Raw genomic sequence first — 22,506 nt, 5'->3', positions numbered from 1 at the left:
TATTACTCAGTTCTGTTCCAGTTCCAACATGATCGTCGCGAGCGGCGGCAATGTGATCTCGGCGGCAATGCTTCCTCCCGCATTGACTGCCTGCACGCGTCCGCCATTGCCCTTGCCGCTGCCGCCGTAAATTTCTGCGTCAGTATTGAGGATTTCCCGCCATCTCCCCTCCTTTGGCAAGGGGATGCGGTAGTTTTCCCGATAGACGGGCGTAAAATTGCTGATCACGGCCACCGGCTTTTCGCCCGGCGCCATGCGCAGCCAGGCATAAACCGAGTTATCGGCATCGTCGGCGATCAACCATGTAAAGCCTTCTCCTTCGCAATCGCGCGCGTGTAGCGCAGGCTTCGAACGATAGCAGAAGTTGAGATCACGCACGAGGCGGCGCATGCCCTCATGCGGGCTGTAGGCGAGCAGATTCCAATCCAGCGAGCGGGCCTCGCTCCATTCGCTCCATTGGGCAAATTCCTGGCCCATGAAGAGCAGTTTTTTGCCCGGATAACCCCACATGAAGCCGTAGAAGGCGCGCAGGTTGGCGAATTTCTGCCAGTCGTCGCCGGCCATCTTGGCAATCAGCGAGCCCTTGCCGTGCACGACCTCGTCATGAGACAGCGGCAGGACGAAGTTTTCCGAATAGGCGTAAATCAGGCCGAAGGTCAGTTCATTGTGGTGATGCTTGCGGTGCACGGGCTCACGCGCGAGATAACTTAGCGTGTCGTGCATGAAACCCATGTTCCATTTGAAGCCGAAACCGAGCCCGCCTTCATGCACCGGGTGCGAGACCTTCGGCCAGGACGTGCTTTCTTCCGCGATCGTCATCATGCCAGGATGGGCGGAATAGGAGAGCGAGTTCATCTTCTGCAGGAAGCGGACGGATTCGAGGTTTTCGCGGCCGCCATATTCGTTCGGGATCCACTCGCCGTCTTTGCGGGAGTAATCGAGATAGAGCATGGAGGCGACGGCATCGACGCGCAGGCCGTCGAGGTGGAATTTTTCCGCCCAGTAGAGGGCGTTGTTGATCAGATAAGACAGGACCTCGACGCGGCCGAAATTGTAGATCGCGGTGTTCCAGTCCGGGTGAAAGCCCTGACGCGGATCGGCATGTTCGTAAAGCGCCGTGCCATCGAAATTGCGAAGGCCATGGGCGTCGGTCGGGAAATGCGCCGGCACCCAGTCCAAAATGACGCCGAGTCCGACCTTGTGGCAGCCGTTGACGAAACGGGCAAAACCTTCCGGTTCGCCGAAACGGGCGGTCGGGGCAAACAGGCCGGTCGTCTGGTAACCCCAGGACGGGTCATAGGGGTGTTCGGTGACGGGCAGGAATTCGATATGGGTGAAGCCCATGTCGACGCAATAGGGAATGAGTTCGGAGGCAAGCTCGTCCCAGGACAGGAAAGAGCCGTCCGGCTTTTTGCGCCAGGAGCCGGCATGGACCTCGTAGATCGAGATCGGCTGGCGGCGATGGTCGGCCTTGGCCCAGAATTCCTGGTGGGCGGCGTCATCCCATTTCTGCACGAGTTCAGGGGCCGTGACCGAGGCCGTCTTCGGCCGCATCTCGGCGCGGCGCGCATAGGGGTCCGCCTTCAGCGGCAGCATCTTGCCTTCGGCGCCGATGATCTCGAACTTGTAGGCGGAATAGGGCTGCACGTCGGGTGCAAAGATTTCCCAGATACCGGTGTCGCGGCGCAGCCGCATGATATGGCGGCGGCCGTCCCAGTTGTTGAAATCGCCGACGACGGAGACACGCGCGGCATTCGGCGCCCAGACGGCGAAGTGAAAGCCTTCGACGCCTTCATGTTTCAGCGGATGGGCGCCCATCTTGTCGAACAGGCGCAGGTGCGAACCTTCGCGGACGAGATAGTCGTCCATCGGGCCGAGGACCGGACCGAAGGAGTAAGGATCGGTCACAGCCCATTCGTCGTCGCCGCGGCGGGCGCGGTAACGGATCGGCTGCAGCTGTGTGGCAGTGACGAGACCCTCGAAATAACCCGCCTCGTGGCGGCGGGTCAGTTCTCCGAGTTCGGTTCCGTTCAGCGCAAGAACGGTGACCGCTTCGGCGCCGGGAATGAAGCACCGGGCCCGAAAACCGTCCCCGAGCTTATGCAGCCCGAGAACGGCGAACGGGTTGGTGTGATTGCCCTGCAGGATCGCCTCGATCTCGGATGACGGTATTTCTCCAGGAGCTCTATCGTCATGGAGCGCACGCGGCGATTTCTTCATCAGGCTCTCCAGATTTCCGAGGCGTATTGACGAATAGTTCTGTCGGAGGAGAACCATCCCATACGGGCGGTGTTGAGAATAGTCTTGGAATACCAAGACTTAGGGTCCGTCCAGATTTGGTCAACGGTGCGCTGTGCGGCAGCATAGGCATCGAAATCGGCGGCGACCATGAACCAGTCATGGCTGTAGATGCCGTCGATCAGGGCCGAGAAGCGCGACCGGTCGTCCGGCGAGAAGACGCCCGACGCGATGGCGTTGAGCGCCTGCGCCAGTTCCGGCGATTTTTCGATGACGGCGCGCGGATTGTGACCTTCGTCGCGGACCTTCTGCACCTCGTCTGCGGTCATGCCGAAGATGACGATATTGTCGTCGCCGACATGTTCCTTCATCTCGACATTGGCGCCGTCGAGCGTGCCGATGGTCAGCGCGCCGTTGAGGCCGAACTTCATGTTGCCGGTGCCGGATGCTTCCATGCCGGCGGTCGAGATCTGTTCCGACAGGTCGGCCGCCGGAACCATGATTTCGGCGAGCGAGACATTGTAGTTCGGCACGAACACGACCTTCAGCAGGCCACGGACGGACGGGTCGTTATTGATGACGCGGGCGACATCATTGGCGAGCTTGATGATCAGCTTGGCGTTGTGATAGCTCGGCGCCGCCTTGCCCGCGAACAGTTTTACGCGAGGCACCCAGTCGAGTTCGGGATGCGAACGGATCTGGTCGTAGAGGGCGACGGCCTCGACGATGTTCAGGAGCTGGCGCTTGTATTCATGGATGCGCTTGATCTGGATATCGAACAGGGCCGAAGGATCGAGTCGGATGCCCATGCGGCTTCCGACGAGATTGGCGAGCTGGATCTTGTTGGCGCGCTTCACCTCCGCGAATTTTTCACGGAAGGCATTGTCGTCGGCAAACTTTTCCAGTTCCGTCAGCGCCTGCGTATCATCCAGGAACTTGTCGCCGATCGCGTCGCGGATCAGCGAGGTCAGGCCCGGATTGCACTGCATCAGCCAGCGACGCGGCGTGATGCCGTTGGTCTTGTTGTTGATGCGGGTCGGATAAAGCTTGTGCAGATCGGAGAAGACCGTGACCTTCATCAGGTCGGTATGCAGGGCCGAAACGCCGTTGACCGAATGCGAGCCGACAAAGGCAAGATTGCCCATGCGCACGCGGCGTTCGCCACCTTCGTCGATCAGAGAGATCGAGCGGATCTGGGTATCGGAGAAGCTCTTCTGCTTGCGGGCTTCGACGAGGATCAAGGCGTTGATCGCATAGACGAGCTGCATGTGGCGCGGCAGAAGCCGCTCGAACAGCGGCACCGGCCAGCTTTCCAGCGCCTCGGGCAGAAGCGTGTGGTTGGTATAGGAGAAGGTCTCGCGGGTGATTTCCCAGGCCTGCTGGAAATCCATGCCGTGGATATCGACCAGAAGACGCATCATTTCGGTGATCGAGATCGCCGGATGGGTGTCGTTCAGCTGGATCGACACCTTCTCATGCAGATTGGTGAAATCCGGGTACTGCTGCAGGTGGCGGCGCAGGATGTCCTGCAGAGAGGCCGAGGAGAAGAAGAATTCCTGGCGCAGGCGCAGTTCCTGGCCGGCCGGGTTGGCATCGGCCGGGTAGAGGACGCGGGTCAGGGCTTCGGCCTTGTTGCTCTCGCGCAGAGCGCCGATATGGTCGCCGGCGTTGAAGGCGTCGAGCAGGATCGGGTCGATCGGCTGGGCCGACCAGAGGCGCAGCGTGTTGACGCGGTTGCCGCGCCAGCCGACGATCGGCGTGTCATAGGCCATGGCGATGACACGTTCGGCCGGCTTCCAGACGTAACGCGGGGTGTCTTCGTAACCGCCGACGGTTTCGACGGCGCCGCCGTAGCCGATCTCGTAGGAGCTTTCGCGGCGTTCGAATTCCCAGGGGTTGCCGTGGGCAAGCCAGGTTTCCGGCAGTTCCACCTGCCAGCCATCCGCCATCTGCTGGCGGAAGAGGCCGTGGACGTAGCGGATGCCGTAGCCATAGGCCGGGATATCGACCGTCGCCATCGATTCCATGAAGCAGGCGGCGAGGCGGCCGAGACCGCCATTGCCGAGCGCCGCATCCGGCTCGAGGCCGGCGATGACGTCGATATCGACGCCGAGCGAGATCAGGGCATCGCGGATTTCGGACATCAGGCCGAGATTGCTGACGGCATCGCGCATCAGGCGGCCGATCAGGAATTCGAGCGATAGGTAATAAACGCGCTTCGCACCCGTCTTGTAGGCCTTGCGGGTGCTCTCCATCCAGCGGTCGATGATTCGGTCGCGCACGACGAGGATCGTGGCGGTCAACCAGTCGTGCGGCTTGGCGACTTTCGCATCCTTGCCGATGCGGTAGGTCAGGCGCTCGATGATCTCCTCCGCCATGATTTCCGGGCGGGAGCTGCGGGGAGCCGGGTAGGGAATTTCGACCGTCGAAGAAGGTTTATCCATGTGCCAACTTTCTGGTGGAGCGAGGGAGAAGGTGCGTCCGATTCAGTCATACGGCAAGATGTAGCGAGACAGTTTACGCACCGTTATGACAGTGTTGCAACGACGGAATTATCTTCGCAGATGCGAAGAAAATGTGTCTTCTCTCGAAATCGCCTGCGGGTTGCTACGGGCACAAAGCAAAACGCCCCACCGCAAGGGCAGGGCGTGTGTTCATTTAACGCTGAACCTGGTCAGTTGGTGAGGCGTGTGCCAATCTGGGATGCCTTCTCGCCGATCGACTTGAAGGCTGCCACGAGTTCGACCGCATCGCTTGCGTCGTAATAGTGGCTCGCGTCGGTGGCACAGGTGTTCAGGAGGCTGCGGCCCGCAGACGGCGCCATGAAGGCGACCGAATAGACCTCGATGCCGGCCGTCTTGGCATTGGCGCAAGCCGTCTTGGTCTTGGCATCGGCGCCGGAAATGTTGTTTTCGCCGTCCGTCATGAAGATGATGAACTTGCTCGGCTTGGTCTGGCCGTTCTTGTTCTTGTGGGCGGTCGTCTCCGCGGCATCGTTCAGCGACGTATAGGCCAAGGTCATTGCTTCGCCCGAGTTGGTCGTGCCGCCCGAAGTCAGGTCGTCAACATAGTCCGAGACCTTGGATGTGCCCCAGCCCAGTTTTTCGGGTGACTGCATGACGTTGTTATAGGACACGGCGCCGAGACGTGCGTATTTCGTATCCGGATCGGCCGTCTTGATCGTGTCGAGCAGGCTGCCGACAGCGATCTTCAGGGCGTCGATCTTGATGATGTAATTGGTCTTCGTCTTGGTGCATTTGCCGTTCTTCGTTTCCGTGCACGTGCTCGGGTTCGTAGAGTCGACAGTGTCCGTGTTCTCACCCATCGAGCCAGAACGGTCGAGGACGAGATACATGGAAAGCGCATTCTGTGCCTGGGTGCTGCTGCGTGCGGTGCCGGCGACGGCGACGTTCAGCGTCTTGAAGCCCATGATCGAGCTCAGGCCGTTGAGCGGCATCTTGTAGACGGAATTGATGGTGACATCAAAGGTCTGGCCGGACGTGGCGGTACCGGTCGTCGCGACGCTCACATCGGTATTGTCCTTGACGGACTTGGCTGTCTCGGCCGCGGCCTGGGCGTCCGCAGGATTGGTATAATTGCTGATCTGGGCGGCGAGGATCGACTTCGCCTGCTCCTGCGCCTGCGATGACGTCAGCCCCTTGTCGGCCATCGACGAAGCGGCAGACAGCGCCGCCGAATCGGCGAGGCCCTGCATCGTATTCTTCATCTGCATGGCATTGGTTAGATCCAGCGCCACGCCTGCGGCACCGACCAGTACCGGCAACAGAATTGCCGTCATCAGACCGAAATTTCCGGCGCGGTCCTCGAGGAACCGACGCAGATGATGCTTTGTCATGGACTTGACCCCCTGGCTGTCCAAATCATTTGGTGCCTGCGTTCCTCTTAATGCCGGGGGGTAGAGGAAGGCCTAAAACATCCGCTAAAAATTTATCGATGTGTCTGATTGAGTGGCAGGTCGGCTCAAAATCTTCTGAAAAGTGAGCCGAGTTTGACTATTGCGTCAGCCGCACGAACTCGCCGTCCGGCGCGCAGGTCGTCTTCACCGTGTAGAAGAAGTCCTGGCGATCCCAGCCGCCGCCGTCTTCCCAGGCGTGGCTGGATGTCTTGCCGCAGACGAGAATGCCGTCGAGCGGGCTGGTGACGCCCTTGGCAAGCTGGGTGCCATCGACGAAGAGATAATAGCTCGTATCCGGATTGTCGGTGCGCAGGGTGAGATCGTATTTGGAATAGGCGGCGTTGCCATTCTTGTCGCAGGTAACCGCAGAACCGGTGATTGTCGCCTTGTAACCGACGGCGCAGCCATCGTTCTTGATTTCCATCTGCAGAACGAGCTTTGAATATTTGCCGAGATTGATGGTGCCGGTCGGCGATACCGTCATCGTGCCCTGACCGCCATTGTTATGGGTCAGCGGCTGATAGATGACCGTGCCGACCACTTCCTCATTGGTGGTATTGGGCCTCACGACCATGATCGAGACCTTCTTGTAATACCAGCCTTGCGCCTGGGTCGGCGTGAAGTCGATCGTCTTCGGCTTGAGCGGCGCGATCGATTGCGAGGCGACGCCGACATCGAGTGTCGTGATGCCGGCCACCTGCATGAAGCTGTTGACCGACTTGGCGCTGACCGTGACGTTGACGTTCTGGTCGCTCATCGTCACCTGATAGGTGGCGCCGTCAGGCAGCTTGTCCTTGTATCCCTTCAGGAAATTCTGCGCGGCGGTGATCGCGGCTGCACTGTTGGTGCCGTCATAGACCCGGCCGCCGGCAAGGGCTGCGGCATCGGCAATGTCCTGCATGCCGGTCTTCTGGCCGTAGGCGGTCGAAAAATCGATGGCACTGCCGGCCGCGTAGACGAGCGGAATGCTGAGAAGTGCCGTCATCAGCGCGAAATTGCCGTCCCGATTTGCGACAAGACGCGAAGCTGTGTCTCTGAGACGCTGCAAGATGGTCATAGCTGATCCCGACTCGTGTTTTTCAGGGGGCGGTAGACGCGCTACCCTTCACCCACCGCCATCCAAGTCATTCGAATGGTTCAGCGAATTTTTAGAAGGCGGGAATTGAGAAAGTCCTAAACAAGCTTTTGAAAGTTTACGAATATTCGCACTTGTTGCCCCAAAAGGGCCTGTGGAATCTACCTAATCTTGACGATTGTCACGTTATGGGAGCGGCCCGCGCGGCCATGTTTCAAGATCTCGCCATCGGGCCGTTCTGATCCGGTGGGCGGTTACTTGACGGGCACGACGTCGACGGCCTGCACGGTCTTCTGGTTGCCATATCCTTTGAGCGTGCCAATGACAGGGGCGATGTCGGCATAGTCGCGGCCATAGGCGACGACGATATGGTCGGTGCCGGCCGGCATGTTGTTGGTCGGGTCGAGCTCGACATAACCGCTTGCCTCGCCGCACCAGACCCTGACCCAGGCATGCATGGCATCGGCGCCTTCCAGCCTTTCCTTGCCGGGCGGGGGTAGGGTGCGCAGGAAGCCGGAGACGTAGCCTGCCGGAATGCCGAGGCTGCGCAGGGCGACGATCATGATATGCGAAAAATCCTGGCAGACGCCGCGCTTCAGCCGAAAGGCCTCGCGCGGTGTCGTGTCGACCGTCGTTGCCTTCGGATCGTAGGTGAAGTCCTTGTGGATGCGGCTGCAGAGGACGGTGGCGATCTCGCGCACGGTCTGGCCGGGCTTGACCGCCTCGCGGGCATAAGCGGCGATCTGCGGATCGTCGGGAAGGCGCGGGCTCGGGCCGCTCAGGTGATGCGGGGAGGCGGCGTCCACAGACCAGAGGCCGGCAAGCTCATCCTTCAATTCGTCGAGTGGTGGCGAGAGATCGGCCGTCAGCGATGGCGTTTCGACCATCACGCGCGCCTGCATGCGGATATCGAGCCGCTCATGCGGGGCGCGGATGAGGACGGCGGTCGCCTGCTGGCCGAAAAAGTCGATGAAGGTGGTGCGCTCGTCGGCGCCCGGCGTGACGGTGACCGAGCCGGCGATGAGCCGCTGTCTTTCCGGCACGGAGAGCGGCAGGACGCGGATCAGGTGACGGGCGCCGGAAGCGGCGACGTCGTAGACATAGCCCATATGCAGGGAGAGGTCGTAAAGCATCGGTCTCCTCCCTCTGGCCTAGCTGAAATAGGTCTGGCCGAGTATATCGGACAGCCGTTCGAATTCCTGTTCCAGCTTGCGGTATGTCTCCGTGTTCATGCCTTCTGGCGTCATCACGGCAAGGCCTGAATGCAGGCGCATCGCTTCACGGTAGAAAGGCGACATCTGGCCGTTGACGAAGGCATTTGGCAATTGCTCGACCTCGGTGCGGATCTCGTTCAGCTGAAAGAGGATCGAGCGGGGGTTGAGAGGATCGAGCGCCAGCAGGTCCGAGACGGTTAGGCGCGCGGTGTTGACATTGTAGCGGCGGCGATGGGTCATGACGCTATCGCCGATTTCCAGCAGCATGTCGAGCGAACCGTCCGGCGCATCCGGGCCGGACATATGGCCGAGAAGGCGGGTCATGTGCAGGCCGCGTTCCAGATAACGGCCGATCGAGAGGAAACGCCAGCCGGTAAACCGGTACATGTTTTCGTGCACGAGACCGGCGAAGCCTGCGAGCTTGCGCAGCAGGATCGTCATCGCATGGGCGGCGTCGTCACCCGGCTGGGCGGCTTCGTGGAAACGTTTTGTGGTCTTGGCAAGGTCGGTCAGCGCCAGCCAGCCGTCCGGCGAGAACCGGTCGCGGATATTGCTGGCCGAATAGATGGCGCTGTTGATGTTTTGCAGCAGCGGCGCGGGTACGGCCTTTTCCATGTCCATGTCGATGGACTTTAGATAGCGGGCGACATCGGCGAGAAGCGGTGCGTTCGGATCGGCGGATTCGGCAAAACGCAGATGCCAGGCGCGCAGGATGCGCAAGGCCCCTTCGGCGCGCTCGATGTAACGGCCGAGCCAATAGAGATTGTCGGCGGCCCGGCTCGGCAGCGAGCCCGGCATGTTGCGGGTAAAACTTTCCTCGGGCGGCAGCAGCGTCGGCTTGGCGACCGGCTTGTCGGAGACGATCCACACGTCCGCAGCCGTGCCGCCGGCCTGCATGGCGATCGCCGACACGTCGTCGCCGGAGCCGATGCGCGCAAAACCACCCGGCATGATCTGCCAGCCGTTTGCGGTGCGGGCGGCAAAGACGCGCAGCGACATCGGCCGCGGGACGAGTTTTCCGTCGACATAGGCGGGTGTCGTCGAAAGGGTGACGACTTCCTGGCCGACCAGCTTGGTGCCTTCGGTCGACAGCCATTCGCCGATCGTATCGCGCGCCGTCTGGCGCAGCGACGAGCCGAGCACGGACTGGCCGTTATCGTCGAAGAAGGGCAGGCCGGAATAGGCGGGGCCGATCACCATGCGTTCGATATTGCCGGCAACATGTTCGCGCTCGGCCTTCTGGCCGCACCACCAGGTGGCGATCGACGGCATGATCGGGTCTTCGCCGGTGAGGCGACGGCAGACGGTCGGCATGAAGGCAAGGAGCGCGCGGGTTTCGAGAATGCCGGAGCCGAGCGCATTGACCAGCGTCAGCGAGCCGGAGCGCAGCGCCTGCACCATGCCGGGCGTGCCGATATGGGAGTTCTGGTTCAGCTCCAGCGGATCGGCATAGGAGGCGTCCAGACGACGCCAGAGGACGCCGACGGGTTTCAGGCCGGCAGCGGTGCGGACCATGACCCGGTTGTTGACGACGGTCAGGTCCTCGCCTTCGAGCAGCATGAAGCCGAGATAACGGGCGATATAGGCGTGTTCGAAATAGGTTTCGTTGGCCGGGCCGGGAGAAAGAACCGCGATGCGGTCGTCCGGATATTGCTTGTGGCTCTGCAGCGCGTCGCGGAAGGCGCCGAAGAAGGAGGCGAGGCGATGGACGTGGCTTTCGGCATAGATGTCGGAAAAGGCGCGGGTGGTGGCGACGCGGTTTTCCAGCGCGAAGCCGGCGCCCGACGGCGCCTGGGTGCGATCCGCCAGAACCCACCAGTTTCCGTCCGGGCCGCGGCCGACTTCGAAGGAACAGAAATGCAGGTAATGGCCACCAACCGGCTTGATGCCGACCAGCGGGCGCAGGAATTCCGGATTGTTGGCGATCAGCTGCGGCGGAAGAATGCCTTCCTGCACCAGCCTGTTCTCGCCATAGATATCGGAGATCAGCGCTTCCAGAAGGTCGGCGCGCTGCATCAGCCCCTTGGAAATGGTCTCCCATTCCCGCTCGTCGATCAGAACCGGCACATGGCTGATCGGCCAGCTGCGTTCACCGCTGCCGCCGCCGGTGGCGCCATAGGTGCGATAGAAAACGCCGGCATCGCGCAGATAACGGTCGGCGCGGGCAAAACGCTCGTGCAGCTCGGCTTCCGAAAGACGGCTGAGGTGCGCGATGAGATTGGCCCAGACCGGCTTGATCTCACCATTGGCATCGAGCATCTCGTCGGCAACGCCGGGCAAAGCTCTATAGCCGAGGATCGGATCGGTCGCGATCTCCTCGGTTAAAACACGCTCTGTGGCCGGCCCTTTGGACATGGCTCGTTTCAAACTCCTAGCGGCCGACGCAGATCGAGCGTCAGCGGAAATTCCGGTGATGGTGTTTCCGGCATGAGCGCATAACCGCCCGCCGTATGACCCCATGGTTCGAACCGCGCAAGCCGGCGTGCTTCCGCCTCGTTGCCGTTGACCGGGAAGGTCTCATAATTGCGTCCGCCCGGATGAGCAACATGGTAGATACACCCACCGATCGAACGGCCGGACCATGTATCATAGATATCGAATGTAAGCGGCGAATTAACCGGCAGAACCGGGTGCAGGCCGGAGGCCGGCTGCCAGGCCTTGAAACGCACGCCGGCAACCGAGACGCCGGAGGTTCCGGTTTCCTTCAAGGGGACTGCGCGGCCGTTGCAGGCGACGGTGTAACGCGACGGATTGCTGGTTTCGAGCCGGACCTGCAGACGTTCGACCGACGAGTCGACATAGCGCACCGTGCCGCCGATCGCGCCCTGTTCACCCATGACATGCCAGGGTTCGAGTGCCTGGCGAAGTTCCAGCTTCGAGCCCTGATATTCGACCTCGCCGAAGAAGGGGAAGCGAAACTCCAGCTGTGCCTCGAACCATTCCGGGCGCAGGTCGAAACCGTTTTCGCGCAGGTCCTGCAGCACGTCCATGAAATCCGCCCAGATGTATTGCGGCAGCATGAAACGGTCGGCGAGCGCCGTGCCCCAGCGCACGAATTTCCCCTGGACCGGGTTCTTCCAGAAACGGGCGAGAAGTGCGCGAACGAGAAGCTGCTGGGCGAGCGACATGCGGGCATTCGGCGGCATTTCGAAACCGCGGAATTCGACAAGGCCAAGCCGGCCTGTCGGGCCGTCCGGCGAAAACAGCTTGTCGATGCAGATTTCCGAGCGGTGGGTATTGCCGGTGACGTCGGTCAAGAGATTGCGGAAGAGGCGGTCGACGAGCCATGGCAGCGGTGCCGGGCCTTGTCCGGGTGCCGGCACCTGCGACAGGGCTATTTCTAGCTCGTAAAGCGAATCATGGCGAGCCTCGTCGATGCGCGGCGCCTGGCTGGTCGGGCCGATGAACAGGCCGGAGAAGAGGTAGGAAAGCGACGGGTGGCGCTGCCAGTGCAGGACGATGCTTTTGAGCAGATCCGGGCGGCGCAGGAAGGGGCTGTCGTTCGGATTGGCGCCACCGACCACGACATGGTTGCCGCCGCCGGTGCCGGTATGGCGGCCGTCGATCATGAACTTGTCGGCGCCGAGGCGGCTCTGGCGGGCCTCCTCATAGATCGCCGTGGTGATGTCGACCGTCTCCTTCCAGCTCGAGGCCGGATGGATGTTGACCTCGATGACGCCGGGATCGGGCGCGACGCGGATGACGTTGATGCGCTCGTCATGTGGCGGCGCATAACCTTCGATATGGACGGGCAGGCCGAGCGCCGTTGCGGCGTTTTCTGCAGCGGCGATCAGTTCGAGATAATCCTCGATCCGCTCGACCGGCGGCATGAAGACACAAAGGCGGCCATCGCGCGGCTCGACGGAGATTGCGGTGCGCACCGCGCCGCCGATTTCGCCGATCGCCTGCTCGATGCGGCCGGGATTGGCGGCCTCACCAGCCTTGAAGGAGGATTCGGGCATAGCCCGGCCTTCCGATGTCCCGTGACCCGCAGGCACGATCTTTTCCGGCAGGGGCTTGCGCGGGATCGAAGGATCCGCCTCGTGGATATAGGGGAATTGCGAGGGCGAGATATAAGGCAGCGTGCCGAGTGGCAGGCGGTAACCGACGGGGCTGTCGCCGGGCACGAGAAAGATGCGGCCGCGGCGGGTGCTCCATTTTTCGCTGATCCAGCGGTGTCCGCCGGCCTGCGCGTTCCAGGCCTGGACCGGAAGGATATAGCCAGTCGGGCGCGTCAGGCCGCGTTCGAAAACGCGGGCGATGCGATTGCGCTCTTCCGGGTCTTTCAGCTTGGAATTCGACGGATCGACATTGTCGGGCAGCGAGCCTTCCTTGATGATCCATTCGGCCGGGTCTTCATAGGCCGGCACGACCATGTCGGCGCCGATGCCAAGTTCGCCGGCAAGGGCCGCCAACAGCTTTTGCGAATCGTCTTCGCCGACGCCGTAATTGCGGCCTTCTTCGGCGACGAGATCCGGGTTGTTCCAGATCGGCTTGCCGTCTTTCCGCCAATAGAGCGAAAAGGTCCAGCGCGGCAGGCTTTCGCCGGGATACCACTTGCCCTGGCCGTAATGCAGAAAGCCGCCGGGCGCGAATTTTTCGCGCAGCTTGCGGATCAGGATATCGGCCTTGTCGCGCTTGGTCGGGCCGACGGCGCCGGTATTCCATTCATCGGATTCGAAATCGTCGATCGACACGAAGGTCGGTTCGCCGCCCATGGTGAGGCGCACGTCCTGGGCGGCGAGGACACGGTCCACCTGCTCGCCGAGATCGTTCAGCGCCTCCCAGCTTTCGTCGGAAAACGGTTTGGTGATGCGCGGGTGTTCGGCGACGCGGGTGACGTTCATGGCGAAGTCGAAAGAGGTGTTCGCCTCGCCGAAATAGCCGCCGGAGATCGGGGCGGCATTTCTGTAATGCGGGGTGGCGGCGAGCGGAATATGGCTTTCGCCGGTCAGCAAGCCGGAAGTCGGGTCTAGGCCGACCCAGCCGGCACCGGGAAGATAGACTTCGCACCAGGCATGCAGGTCGGTGAAATCGACCTCGGTGCCGGAAGGGCCGTCGAGCGCCTTCAGGTCGGGCGTCAGCTGGATCAGGTAACCGGAGACGAAACGGGCGGCGAGGCCGAGGTGGCGCAGGATCTGCACCAGCAGCCAGCTCGTGTCACGGCAGGAGCCCATGGCGGAGGTCAGCGTCTGTTCCGGCGTCTGTACGCCGGGCTCCATGCGGATGACATAACCGATCGCCTGCTGAAGGCGGGCATTGATGCCGACGATCATATCGACGGTCCGCTGGCCGGGCGACATGTCGAATGTCTTCAGATACTCGACGAGGGCCGGCTCAGGCGGCTCGGGCGTCATGTAGATCGACAGGTCCTGGACCAGTTCCGCCGGGTATTGGAACGGCCATTTGGTCGCCTCCTCCTCGACGAAAAAGTCGAAGGGATTGTAGACCGTCATATCGGCAACGAGATCGACCTCGATCTTGAACTCGGTGACCGGCTCGGGAAATACGAAGCGGGCGAGATAATTGCCGTAAGGATCCTGCTGCAGGTTCACGAAATGGTTTTCGGGCGTGACCTTGAGCGAATGGCTCAAAACCTTGGTGCGCGAATGGGCGGCGGGTTTTAGGCGGATGATCTGGGGTCCGAGACGGACGGGGTTGTCGTAGGTGTAGTGGGTGAGGTGGTAGATACTCGCCTTGATCGACATACTTTCCCTTTGGCTTTCCCCTTGGCCTATCCCTTTGACGGTCCGTCTGGCCGTCAAAGGCTGCCGTTTGCGCCGTCCGCCGGGATCTCCGGGGCGGCCTTTAAGTTACCCTCTGGCCAGCCTCTTTAGATCGGGCCGGTTCGTCTGTTGCCGCGAGTTTGTGCAATGCACGGAAAGAATGCAAGGCGGATCACGCGGTTATGGACGGGTAAGGCAAATCACCGTCGGATGACTGCCAAAAACGACGAAGAATCCGGCGTTAATAGGATGAACCGTCCTTGTGCACGAAGCGGCCATCGGCATTGGCGCTCTTCATGTCGATATCCGAACAGGTCGTCATATCCTCGTGTTGGCGCGAGCCGATCTCGATATAGACGGCGACTGTGGTCGAGCGGTTGATCATGTGGTGGCCGTTGCCGGTATTTTTCGGGAAAGCGGCGCAATCGCCGGCCCTGAGCAGGGTTTCGCCTTCGTCCTCCACCAGCACGACTTCGCCTTGAAGAATGTAGACGAATTCGTCCTCGTGGCTGTGCCAGTGGCGCTGGCTCGACCAGTTGCCGGGTGGCAGGTGCATGAGGTTGATGCCGAAATCGGTAAGACCGCCGGCATCGCCGAGACGCTGGCGGATGCGGTCTGCGCATGGAGCGTCGAAAGGGGCGGGGTAGCCGGCGCCTTTGATTTTCGGGATTTTGGAGAGGTCGAGCTTGGGCATGGGGTTCCTCCAGTCGCATGTGCGAGGGGAGGGTAGCCGAAATTTTCGGTCGGTGCGCGTCTCGGCCCCTCATCCGGCTGCGTCCTTCGGACCCTTCTCCCCGCATGCGGGGAGAAGGTGCCGCACCCTTGACGCCTAATCAGGGCACGTCCCCTCTCCCCGTCAAAACGGGGAGAGGGTTAGGGTGAGGGGCGCAAGACCCGGCGCAGTAGCGCTAAGCCGCCACCGCTTCCTCCGGCACTTTCGCCCCGGTCATAAACGCCACCGCATCCGACATCGTATACTGCTTCGGATCGATCACCGTCAGCCGCCGGCCAAGCCTGTGGATGTGGATCCGGTCGGCGACCTCGAAGACATGCGGCATGTTGTGGGAAATCAGCACGATCGGAATGCCGCGGGAGCGGACGTCGAGGATGAGTTCCAGCACCTTGCGGCTTTCCTTGACGCCGAGTGCTGCAGTCGGTTCATCGAGGATGATGACCTTCGAGCCGAAGGCGGCGGCGCGGGCGACGGCGACGCCCTGGCGCTGGCCGCCCGAAAGCGTCTCCACCGCCTGGTTGATGTTCTGGATCGTCATCAGGCCGAGTTCGGAAAGCTTTTCACGGGCGAATTTTTCCATCGCGCCGTGGTCCAGCTTTCGCAAGACATTGCCCATAAAACCCGGCTTGCGGATTTCACGGCCCAAAAACATGTTGTCGGCGATCGACAGCGCCGGCGAGAGCGCGAGGTTCTGGTAGACGGTCTCGATGCCTGCCTTGCGGGCCTCGTTGGGGGAGGCGAAATGCACGACCTCGCCTTCCATGCGGATCTCGCCCTCGTCCGGCCGGATGGCGCCGGAAATCGCCTTGATCAGCGAGGATTTGCCCGCGCCGTTGTCGCCGATTACAGCGAGGATTTCGCCGGGATAGAGGTCGAAATCGGCATTGTTGAGGGCGGTGACCCGGCCGTAACGCTTGACCAGACCTTTGGCCGAAAGAATGGGTTGAGAAGTCATGTCGCGAGCCATCAGCCTGCTGCCTTTCTGATCCATTGATCCACTGCGACGGCGACGATGATAAGCACGCCGATCAGGAGATAGGTCCATTGCACGTCGGTCCCGAGAAGTCGGAGGCCCAGCGAGAAGACGCCGACGATCAAGGCGCCGAACATCATGCCGAGGATGGAGCCGCGGCCGCCGAAGAGCGAAATGCCGCCGATCACCACTGCAGTGATCGATTCGATATTGGCGAACTGGCCGGCGGTCGGCGATACCGAGCCGATACGGCCGATCAGCGCCCAGCCGGCCAGCGCGCATATGACGCCGGAAAGCATGTAGACGGAGATCAGCATGCGCTTGACGTTGACGCCGGAAAGTTCTGCCGCATCGGGATCGTCTCCGACTGCATAGAGATGGCGGCCCCAGGCGGTGTGGTTCAGCACGTACCAGAGCACGGCGACGAGCAGGACCATGGTGATGACGCCATAGGTGAAGACTGCGCCGCCGATGCGGAACGTATTGCCGAAGAATTGCAGAAGCGGTGCCGTCGTTTCGATTTCCTGGGCGCGGATCGTCTCGTTGGCGGAATAGAGAAAGTTCGAGGCGAGAACGATCTGCCACATACCGAGCGTGACGATGAAGGGCGGCAGTTTCATGCGTGCCACGAGCACGCCATTGATGAAGCCGCAAAGCGCGCCGCAGGCAAAACCGCAGAGAATGGAGAGTTCTACCGGCAGGCCATAGCGGAAGGTGAATTGGCCCATGACGACCGATGACAGGACCATGATGGCGCCGACCGAGAGATCGATGCCGGCGGTCATGATGATCAGTGTCTGCGCGGCGCCGACAATGCCGGTGATCGCCACCTGTTGCAGGATCAGCGTCAGCGAGAAGGCGGAGAAGAACTTTCCGCCGAGCAGGATGCCGAAGACCAGCAAGGCCGCCACCAGCACGATCAGCGACACCGCCGAAGGGCTGGTATGCAGAAAATTCTGCAGCCGCTGTACGGCCGTCTTGTCATTGCCGGTGAAGGAAGCGACCTCGGTGGCGCTGTCCTTGATCACCTTTTCGTATTCGTGATGCGGCGATGCCGCGGTTGGCTCGCTCATGGATGCTCCTCCCCGTTTTCCGGAAGCGCGGCGGCGGTTTTTGCCCGCCTGTCGTTTGGCTGCGTGTGGTCTGCCCCTCATCCGCCTGCCGGCACCTTCTCCCCGCATGCGGGGAGAAGGGATATGCCGCACACTCGGCACTTGATCGGGGCACGTCCCCTCTCCCCGCGAGCGGGGAGAGGGTTAGGGTGAGGGGCGAGGCCGCACAGCCGGCATAAGGCCCTTGTCGATCAGTGCTTTATCAGCCCCAGCACTTGCCGAGCGCTTCCTTCGTGTCGATCGACTTGATACCGGGGACCGGCTTGTCGGTGACGAGGATCACGCCCGTATCGAAGAAGTCCTTGCCGGCCGTTGCCTTCGGCTTTTCACCGGTATCGGCGAATTTCTTGATCGCCTCGATGCCGAGCGATGCCATCTGCAGCGGATATTGCTGCGAGGTGGCGCCGATCACGCCGTCCTTGACGTTCTTCACGCCCGGGCAACCGCCGTCGATCGAAACGATCAGCGTGTCCTTTTCGCGGCCGACGGCCTTCAGCGCTTCATAAGCGCCGGCGGCAGCCGGTTCGTTGATCGTGTGAACGACGTTGATGGTCGGATCCTTCTGGAGAAGGTTTTCCATCGCGGTACGGCCGCCTTCTTCATTGCCGTTGGTGATGTCATGGCCGACGATGCGCTTGTCGCTTTCGTCACCGATCTTGTTCGGATCCTTCGGGTCGATGCCAAAGCCCATCATGAAACCCTGGTCGCGCAACACGTCAACGGAAGGCTGCGACGGGGTGAGGTCGAGGAAGGCTACCTTGGCGTCCTTCGCCTTGTCGCCCAGCGTTTCCTTGGCCCACTGGCCGATCAGCTTGCCGGCGAGAAGGTTGTCGGTGGCGAATGTCATGTCGGCGGCAGTGATCGGCTCCAGCGGCGTGTCGAGCGCGATGACCAGCAGGCCGGCGTCGCGGGCCTTTTTCAGGTTCGGCACGATGCCCTTTGTGTCGGAAGCGGTGATCAGGATGCCCTTGGCGCCGTCTGCAATGCAGGTCTCGATGGCGGCCACCTGGCTTTCACTGTCGCCGTCGATCTTGCCGGCATAGGATTTCAGCGTCACGCCGAGTTCCTTGGCCTTGGCGGTCGCGCCTTCCTTCATCTTGACGAAGAAGGGATTGGTGTCGGTCTTGGTGATAAGGCAGGCCGAGGTGCCGGCTGCATGGGCGGGCGCCGCGAACACGACACCGAGAGCGAGCGCCGCGAAAGCGCCCGAAAGCATGGTCTTCTTCATGATATCTCCTCCCGAGAGATCTTGCCGTCCGCTCTAGCGGACCGATGGACGGGGCACCGGTGCCATCGAATTCGACAGGTGCCTCCTCCAAAGCCAGCCTGTGCCCTCACAGCCTAAATTAAGACCGAGTTAAATGCGGCTGTCAATAATTAATTCCGATTGATTTATTTATCCCCAGTGGCATAGTCTGGCCGCTTGTGGAGGAGCGATTTTCTGGCGGCCGCTGTTGGAGGATGGCGACGCGCATGAGGATCGATATAGAGATCTTGCCCCCGGCGGCCAGTGCCGGAGCGGATGATGGGAGAAGGGCGATGTCGGCGTCGGACGGCATGGCGCAGGGCCATGCGCCGCTTGGCAATTTCACCGGTGGTTCGAACCAGGTGCGTGTCAGAGCTTATAACGAGCGGCTGGTGCTTTCGCTCGTCAGGTTGCATGGCGCCATGTCGAAGGCCGATATCACCCGCCGCAGCGGGCTTTCGGCGCAGACGGTCTCGGTTATCATGCGTTCGCTGGAAAAGGACGGGCTGCTTTTGCGCGGCGAACCAATCCGCGGAAAGGTCGGCCAGCCTTCGGTGCCGATGCGGCTCAATCCGGATGCGGTCTATTCCTTCGGCGTCAAGATCGGCCGGCGCAGCGCCGATCTGGTGCTGATGGATTTCGTCGGCCAGATCCGGCTGCAATATCACGTCACCTATGCCTATCCGCTGCCGGACAAGATCCTGCAAATCATCACGTCAGGCATCGAGAGGCTTGAAGCGCAGCTGAGCGAGGCGGAGCGGGGAAGGATCGCCGGTGTCGGCATTGCCGCGCCGTTCGAACTCTGGAACTGGGCGGAGGAGGTGGGGGCACCAGCCGATGCGATGGAGGCTTGGCGCGATTTTGACCTGCATGCCGAGATTTCCGCGAGAATTCGCCACGCGACCTATCTGCAGAACGACGCCACGAGTGCCTGCGGTGCGGAGCTCGTCTTCGGCGTCGGGCCATCCTACCCGGACTTCGTCTATTTCTATATCGGCTCCTTTATCGGTGGCGGTATCGTCCTGAACTCGGCGATCTTTTCCGGCCGGACGGGCACGGCCGGCGCCGTCGCGCCGCTGCCGGTCAGGGGCAGAGACGGGCAGACCCGGCAGCTTCTGGAAGTGGCCTCGATCTTCGTCTTCGAAAACCTGCTGCTCGATGCGGGTATCGATCCGCAGCCGCTCTGGTATTCGGCCGATGACTGGGTCGATTTCGGCGAGCCGATGACGCGCTGGGTCGATGATACCGCGGATGCCCTGGCGCAGGCGATCGTTGCCGCCGCCTCGATCATCGATTTCGGCGCGGCGGTGATCGATGGCGGATTTCCGCCGTGGGTCCGCAAGCGTATCGTTGAGCGAACCATTGAGGCCGTGCGGCGGCTCGACCTGCAGGGCGTCATCACGCCCGATATCATCGAGGGCAAGGTCGGCAGCCAGGCCCGCGCCATCGGCGGCGCCAGCCTGCCGATCTTCGCCAAATATCTCACCGATCCGAGTGTGCTCTTCAAGGAAGTCTGAAGGGGTTCTTCGCCATACTCTTGCCCGACGCGCGGCTTCCCTTTCGTGATGAACGGGCCTAAGTGTGCGGCGCAGCGCGAAATGTTGTGGTCGAGGAGCCAGCATCCGATGTCGCAGACTTCCGAGGGGACGCCGGAGACCTACGAGCTTTCGTTCGGCGGCCAGCTTCGGATGATGATGGCAGCCTTCTGGGCATCGTCGGTGCGCAATCGCGTTCTGGTTCTCACTGTCGCGCTGCTCGCCGTCATTTTTGCCACGACCTATGCCGCTTACCGGCTGAACGAGTGGAACGGGCCGTTCTATGACGCGCTGGAACGGCGCGACATGCCGGAATTCATGCGCCAGCTGGTCGTCTTCGCGGTCATCGCCTTTTCGCTGACGCTGTTGAACGTGGTGCAGACCTGGCTGAACCAGATTACTGCGATGCGCATGCGCGAAGGGCTGGCGCGCGATCTGGCCGATGTCTGGTTGAAGCCGGGCAGAGCGCTGAAACTCGGCAGCGCCGGCGCGATTGCCGACAATCCGGACCAGCGGCTGCACGAGGATACCCGCATCCTTGCCGAAAACACCACGGCGCTGGCGATCGGCCTCGTCAATTCGACCATCCTGCTCGCCAGTTTCATTGGAGTCCTCTGGTCGATCTCTTCCGATTTCGCGCTGCCGATTGCCGGAAAGCTCATCTACATTCCCGGTTACATGGTCTGGGCGACGATCCTTTATGCCGTCCTCGGTTCAGTGCTCAGCAACATTGTTGGTGGCCGGCTGGCGCGGCTGAATGCCGACCGTTATGCCCGCGAGGCGGATCTGCGTGCAGCCCTTGTACGTACCAACGAAAACCTGAAGCCGATCACGCTTGCCCGCGGCGAGCCGAACGAGCTGGTGCGCGTGCAGGGCGCGATTGGCGGCGTTTTGGAAATGCTGCGGAAACTGGCCTGGGCACTGACCAATCTCACCTGGGTTTCCTCCGGTTTCGGCTGGCTGGCGCTGGTGGCGCCGATCATCATCGCCTCGCCGATGTATTTTTCCGGCGAACTGACTTTTGGTGGCCTGATGATGGCGGTCGGCGCCTTCAACCAGGTCAATCAGGCCTTGCGCTGGTACGTCGCCAATTTCAGCGTCATCGCCGACTGGCGGGCAACACTTGCCCGCGTCACCTTCTTCCGCAATGCCCTGCTTGCCATGGACAATCCGGCCGCTGAAGGCACGCTGATCAGCTACAGAGAAAATGCTGCCGAGCAGGGGCTCTCCTTCGCAGGGCTCGCCATCTACGGCGAACCGGAGAAGGGCGAACAGGGCCATGGCATCAAGCTTGCCGAAGACGGCTGTGCCATCGCGCCGGGTGACCGGGTGATGATCAACGGCGATCCGGGGCCGGGTCGCCACCTGTTCTTCCAGGCGGTTGCGCGGATCTGGCCCTGGGGGCGCGGCGAGATCGGCCTGCCGGTGGCCGATCGGATGATCATCATGCCGCAGGAGGGCTATCTGCCGACCGCGACGCTCAGGGAAGTGATGACCTATCCGGCTGCGGCAGCGACCGATGCTCCGGACCTTTCCGACGCGGCACTGGCTGCGGCGCTGGAAGAGGTCGGCCTGCACCGGCTGGCCACGCGCCTCGACGAGGTGGAGCGCTGGGACCGGCTGCTCGACAAGGACGAGGAAGCCGCGCTGCAGGTCGCCAATGCCGTCTTGCGCAAGCCGGACTGGCTGATCATGGACGACGTGCTGGAAGGACTGGAGCCTGAAGTGCGCGAAAGGCTGATCGGCGTGCTGGCTGGGCTTAAGGAGTCGACGCTGATCTATATCGGCCGCTCCGAGGAATTCTCCAAGACATTCTCGCCGAAGGTCTATCATCTGGCGCCCTTGCAGCCGGATGCGGATGCCGAAACGAAAACCAACAGCAAAACCGAGACCGGAAAAGACGATGCTGGACATGCATAAACACTCGCCGTCCAACGGCAAGACAGGCCGCTGCGTCGTCTGCGGCCGGACATTCCCGTTTTCCAAGCTGCACAAGGTGGCAAGCCTTCGGCCGCGCCTGTTCGAGATGATCGCGGAAGAGGTGAAGGACTGTAATGTCGAGAGCCTGATCTGCGACGAGGACCTTGCCCGCTACCGCCGCCGTTATGTCGAAAGCCTGCTGGAGGCCGAACGCGGCGAACTTTCCGCCCTCGACAAACAGGTTCTCGATGATTTCGAGAAAGGCACGCTGACCGTTCAGGACAGCGAGCCGGCCGCGCTGGAAAGCAAGGAGAGTTTTGGCGCAAGGGTTGCCGACAAGGTTGCCTCCTTCGGCGGCTCCTGGACCTTCATCCTGTCCTTCCTCGGCATTCTGATCGTCTGGATGGGAGTGAATGCGATCGGCATCATGTCCGCTCCGTTCGATCCCTATCCCTTCATCCTTCTCAACCTCGTCCTCTCCTGCCTTGCGGCTCTTCAGGCACCCGTCATCATGATGAGCCAGAAGCGACAGGAAGAGAAAGACCGGCTGCGGGCCGAAAACGACTATATGATCAACCTGCGCGCCGAACTCGAAATCCGCCAGCTGCACGAAAAGATCGACCACCAGATGGCCAAGCAATGGGAAAGGCTGGCGGAGCTGCAGCAGATCCAGATCGAGCTGTTGGAGAAGCGAGACGATCCGCGGAAGGGGTGAAGGAGAGCGCGCGCTTCGTAATACCCCCCTCTGGCCTGCCGGCCATCTCCCCCACAAGGGGGGAGATCGAATCGCGGTTTAATCTCGACGATCTCCTCGGTTG

14 protein-coding genes are annotated in these 22,506 nt (G+C 61.6%); 3 read left to right on the top strand and 11 right to left on the bottom strand.

Annotation, left to right across the window (positions count from 1 at the left end; all coding sequences use genetic code 11):
- Window positions 1–6: 6 nt before the first annotated feature.
- The 11 genes from glgB to FHW37_RS19435 form a co-directional block, all read right to left on the bottom strand.
- Window positions 7–2,220, bottom strand: coding sequence for a 1,4-alpha-glucan branching protein GlgB (gene glgB / locus FHW37_RS19490; RefSeq protein ID WP_145639449.1), 2,214 nt, complete (start codon window positions 2,218–2,220; stop codon window positions 7–9).
- A complete protein-coding gene (locus FHW37_RS19485) occupies window positions 2,220–4,682 on the bottom strand; it encodes a glycogen/starch/alpha-glucan phosphorylase (protein ID WP_145639448.1) in 2,463 nt (820 codons plus the stop codon). Before FHW37_RS19485 ends, glgB begins: the two co-directional genes overlap by 1 nt.
- A 230-nt stretch (window positions 4,683–4,912) precedes the next feature.
- Window positions 4,913–6,094, bottom strand: a complete 1,182-nt coding sequence (locus FHW37_RS19480) for a vWA domain-containing protein (protein ID WP_145639447.1) — start codon at window positions 6,092–6,094, stop codon at window positions 4,913–4,915.
- Between the two features lie 157 nt (window positions 6,095–6,251).
- The gene (locus tag FHW37_RS19475; RefSeq protein WP_145639445.1) at window positions 6,252–7,211 is read right to left on the bottom strand and encodes a TadE/TadG family type IV pilus assembly protein; all 960 of its coding nucleotides are present in this window, start codon (window positions 7,209–7,211) and stop codon (window positions 6,252–6,254) included.
- A gap of 272 nt (window positions 7,212–7,483) precedes the next feature.
- The gene (locus FHW37_RS19470) at window positions 7,484–8,362 is read right to left on the bottom strand and encodes a transglutaminase family protein (RefSeq protein ID WP_145639443.1); all 879 of its coding nucleotides are present in this window, start codon (window positions 8,360–8,362) and stop codon (window positions 7,484–7,486) included.
- Window positions 8,363–8,380: 18 nt separating this feature from the next.
- On the bottom strand, window positions 8,381–10,798 hold the full coding sequence (locus tag FHW37_RS19465) for a circularly permuted type 2 ATP-grasp protein (RefSeq protein WP_145639441.1): 2,418 nt from the start codon (window positions 10,796–10,798) through the stop codon (window positions 8,381–8,383).
- 8 nt (window positions 10,799–10,806) lie between these two features.
- Window positions 10,807–14,151 (bottom strand): DUF2126 domain-containing protein, encoded by a 3,345-nt coding sequence (locus FHW37_RS19460; RefSeq protein WP_145639439.1) that lies wholly within the window; start codon window positions 14,149–14,151, stop codon window positions 10,807–10,809.
- Between the two features lie 259 nt (window positions 14,152–14,410).
- Window positions 14,411–14,863: a cupin domain-containing protein gene (locus tag FHW37_RS19455; protein ID WP_145639437.1), complete on the bottom strand. Its 453-nt coding sequence runs from the start codon at window positions 14,861–14,863 to the stop codon at window positions 14,411–14,413.
- Between the two features lie 214 nt (window positions 14,864–15,077).
- On the bottom strand, window positions 15,078–15,893 hold the full coding sequence (locus tag FHW37_RS19450) for an ATP-binding cassette domain-containing protein (protein WP_145639435.1): 816 nt from the start codon (window positions 15,891–15,893) through the stop codon (window positions 15,078–15,080).
- Window positions 15,869–16,948 carry an ABC transporter permease gene (locus FHW37_RS19445; protein ID WP_145639434.1) on the bottom strand — a complete coding sequence of 360 codons (1,080 nt, stop codon included), beginning with the start codon at window positions 16,946–16,948 and terminating at the stop codon, window positions 15,869–15,871. The genes FHW37_RS19450 and FHW37_RS19445 overlap by 25 nt, the downstream gene beginning before the upstream one ends.
- A gap of 241 nt (window positions 16,949–17,189) precedes the next feature.
- Window positions 17,190–18,215, bottom strand: a complete 1,026-nt coding sequence (locus FHW37_RS19435) for a sugar ABC transporter substrate-binding protein (protein ID WP_145639430.1) — start codon at window positions 18,213–18,215, stop codon at window positions 17,190–17,192.
- A gap of 311 nt (window positions 18,216–18,526) precedes the next feature.
- Between FHW37_RS19435 and FHW37_RS19430 the strand changes: the two genes are divergently transcribed.
- From FHW37_RS19430 to FHW37_RS19420, 3 genes are all read left to right on the top strand, one after another.
- On the top strand, window positions 18,527–19,750 hold the full coding sequence (locus FHW37_RS19430) for an ROK family transcriptional regulator (protein WP_145639428.1): 1,224 nt from the start codon (window positions 18,527–18,529) through the stop codon (window positions 19,748–19,750).
- A gap of 108 nt (window positions 19,751–19,858) precedes the next feature.
- The gene (locus tag FHW37_RS19425) at window positions 19,859–21,688 is read left to right on the top strand and encodes an ABC transporter ATP-binding protein/permease (protein WP_145639426.1); all 1,830 of its coding nucleotides are present in this window, start codon (window positions 19,859–19,861) and stop codon (window positions 21,686–21,688) included.
- Window positions 21,672–22,403: a DUF1003 domain-containing protein gene (locus FHW37_RS19420; RefSeq protein WP_348642846.1), complete on the top strand. Its 732-nt coding sequence runs from the start codon at window positions 21,672–21,674 to the stop codon at window positions 22,401–22,403. The genes FHW37_RS19425 and FHW37_RS19420 overlap by 17 nt, the downstream gene beginning before the upstream one ends.
- Window positions 22,404–22,506: the final 103 nt, after the last annotated feature.

It is taken from the genome of Neorhizobium alkalisoli (assembly GCF_007829835.1).
GTDB lineage: Bacteria > Pseudomonadota > Alphaproteobacteria > Rhizobiales > Rhizobiaceae > Neorhizobium.
Note: the sequence above shows the minus strand (reverse complement) of the source record. Positions and strands in the feature narration are given on the sequence as shown.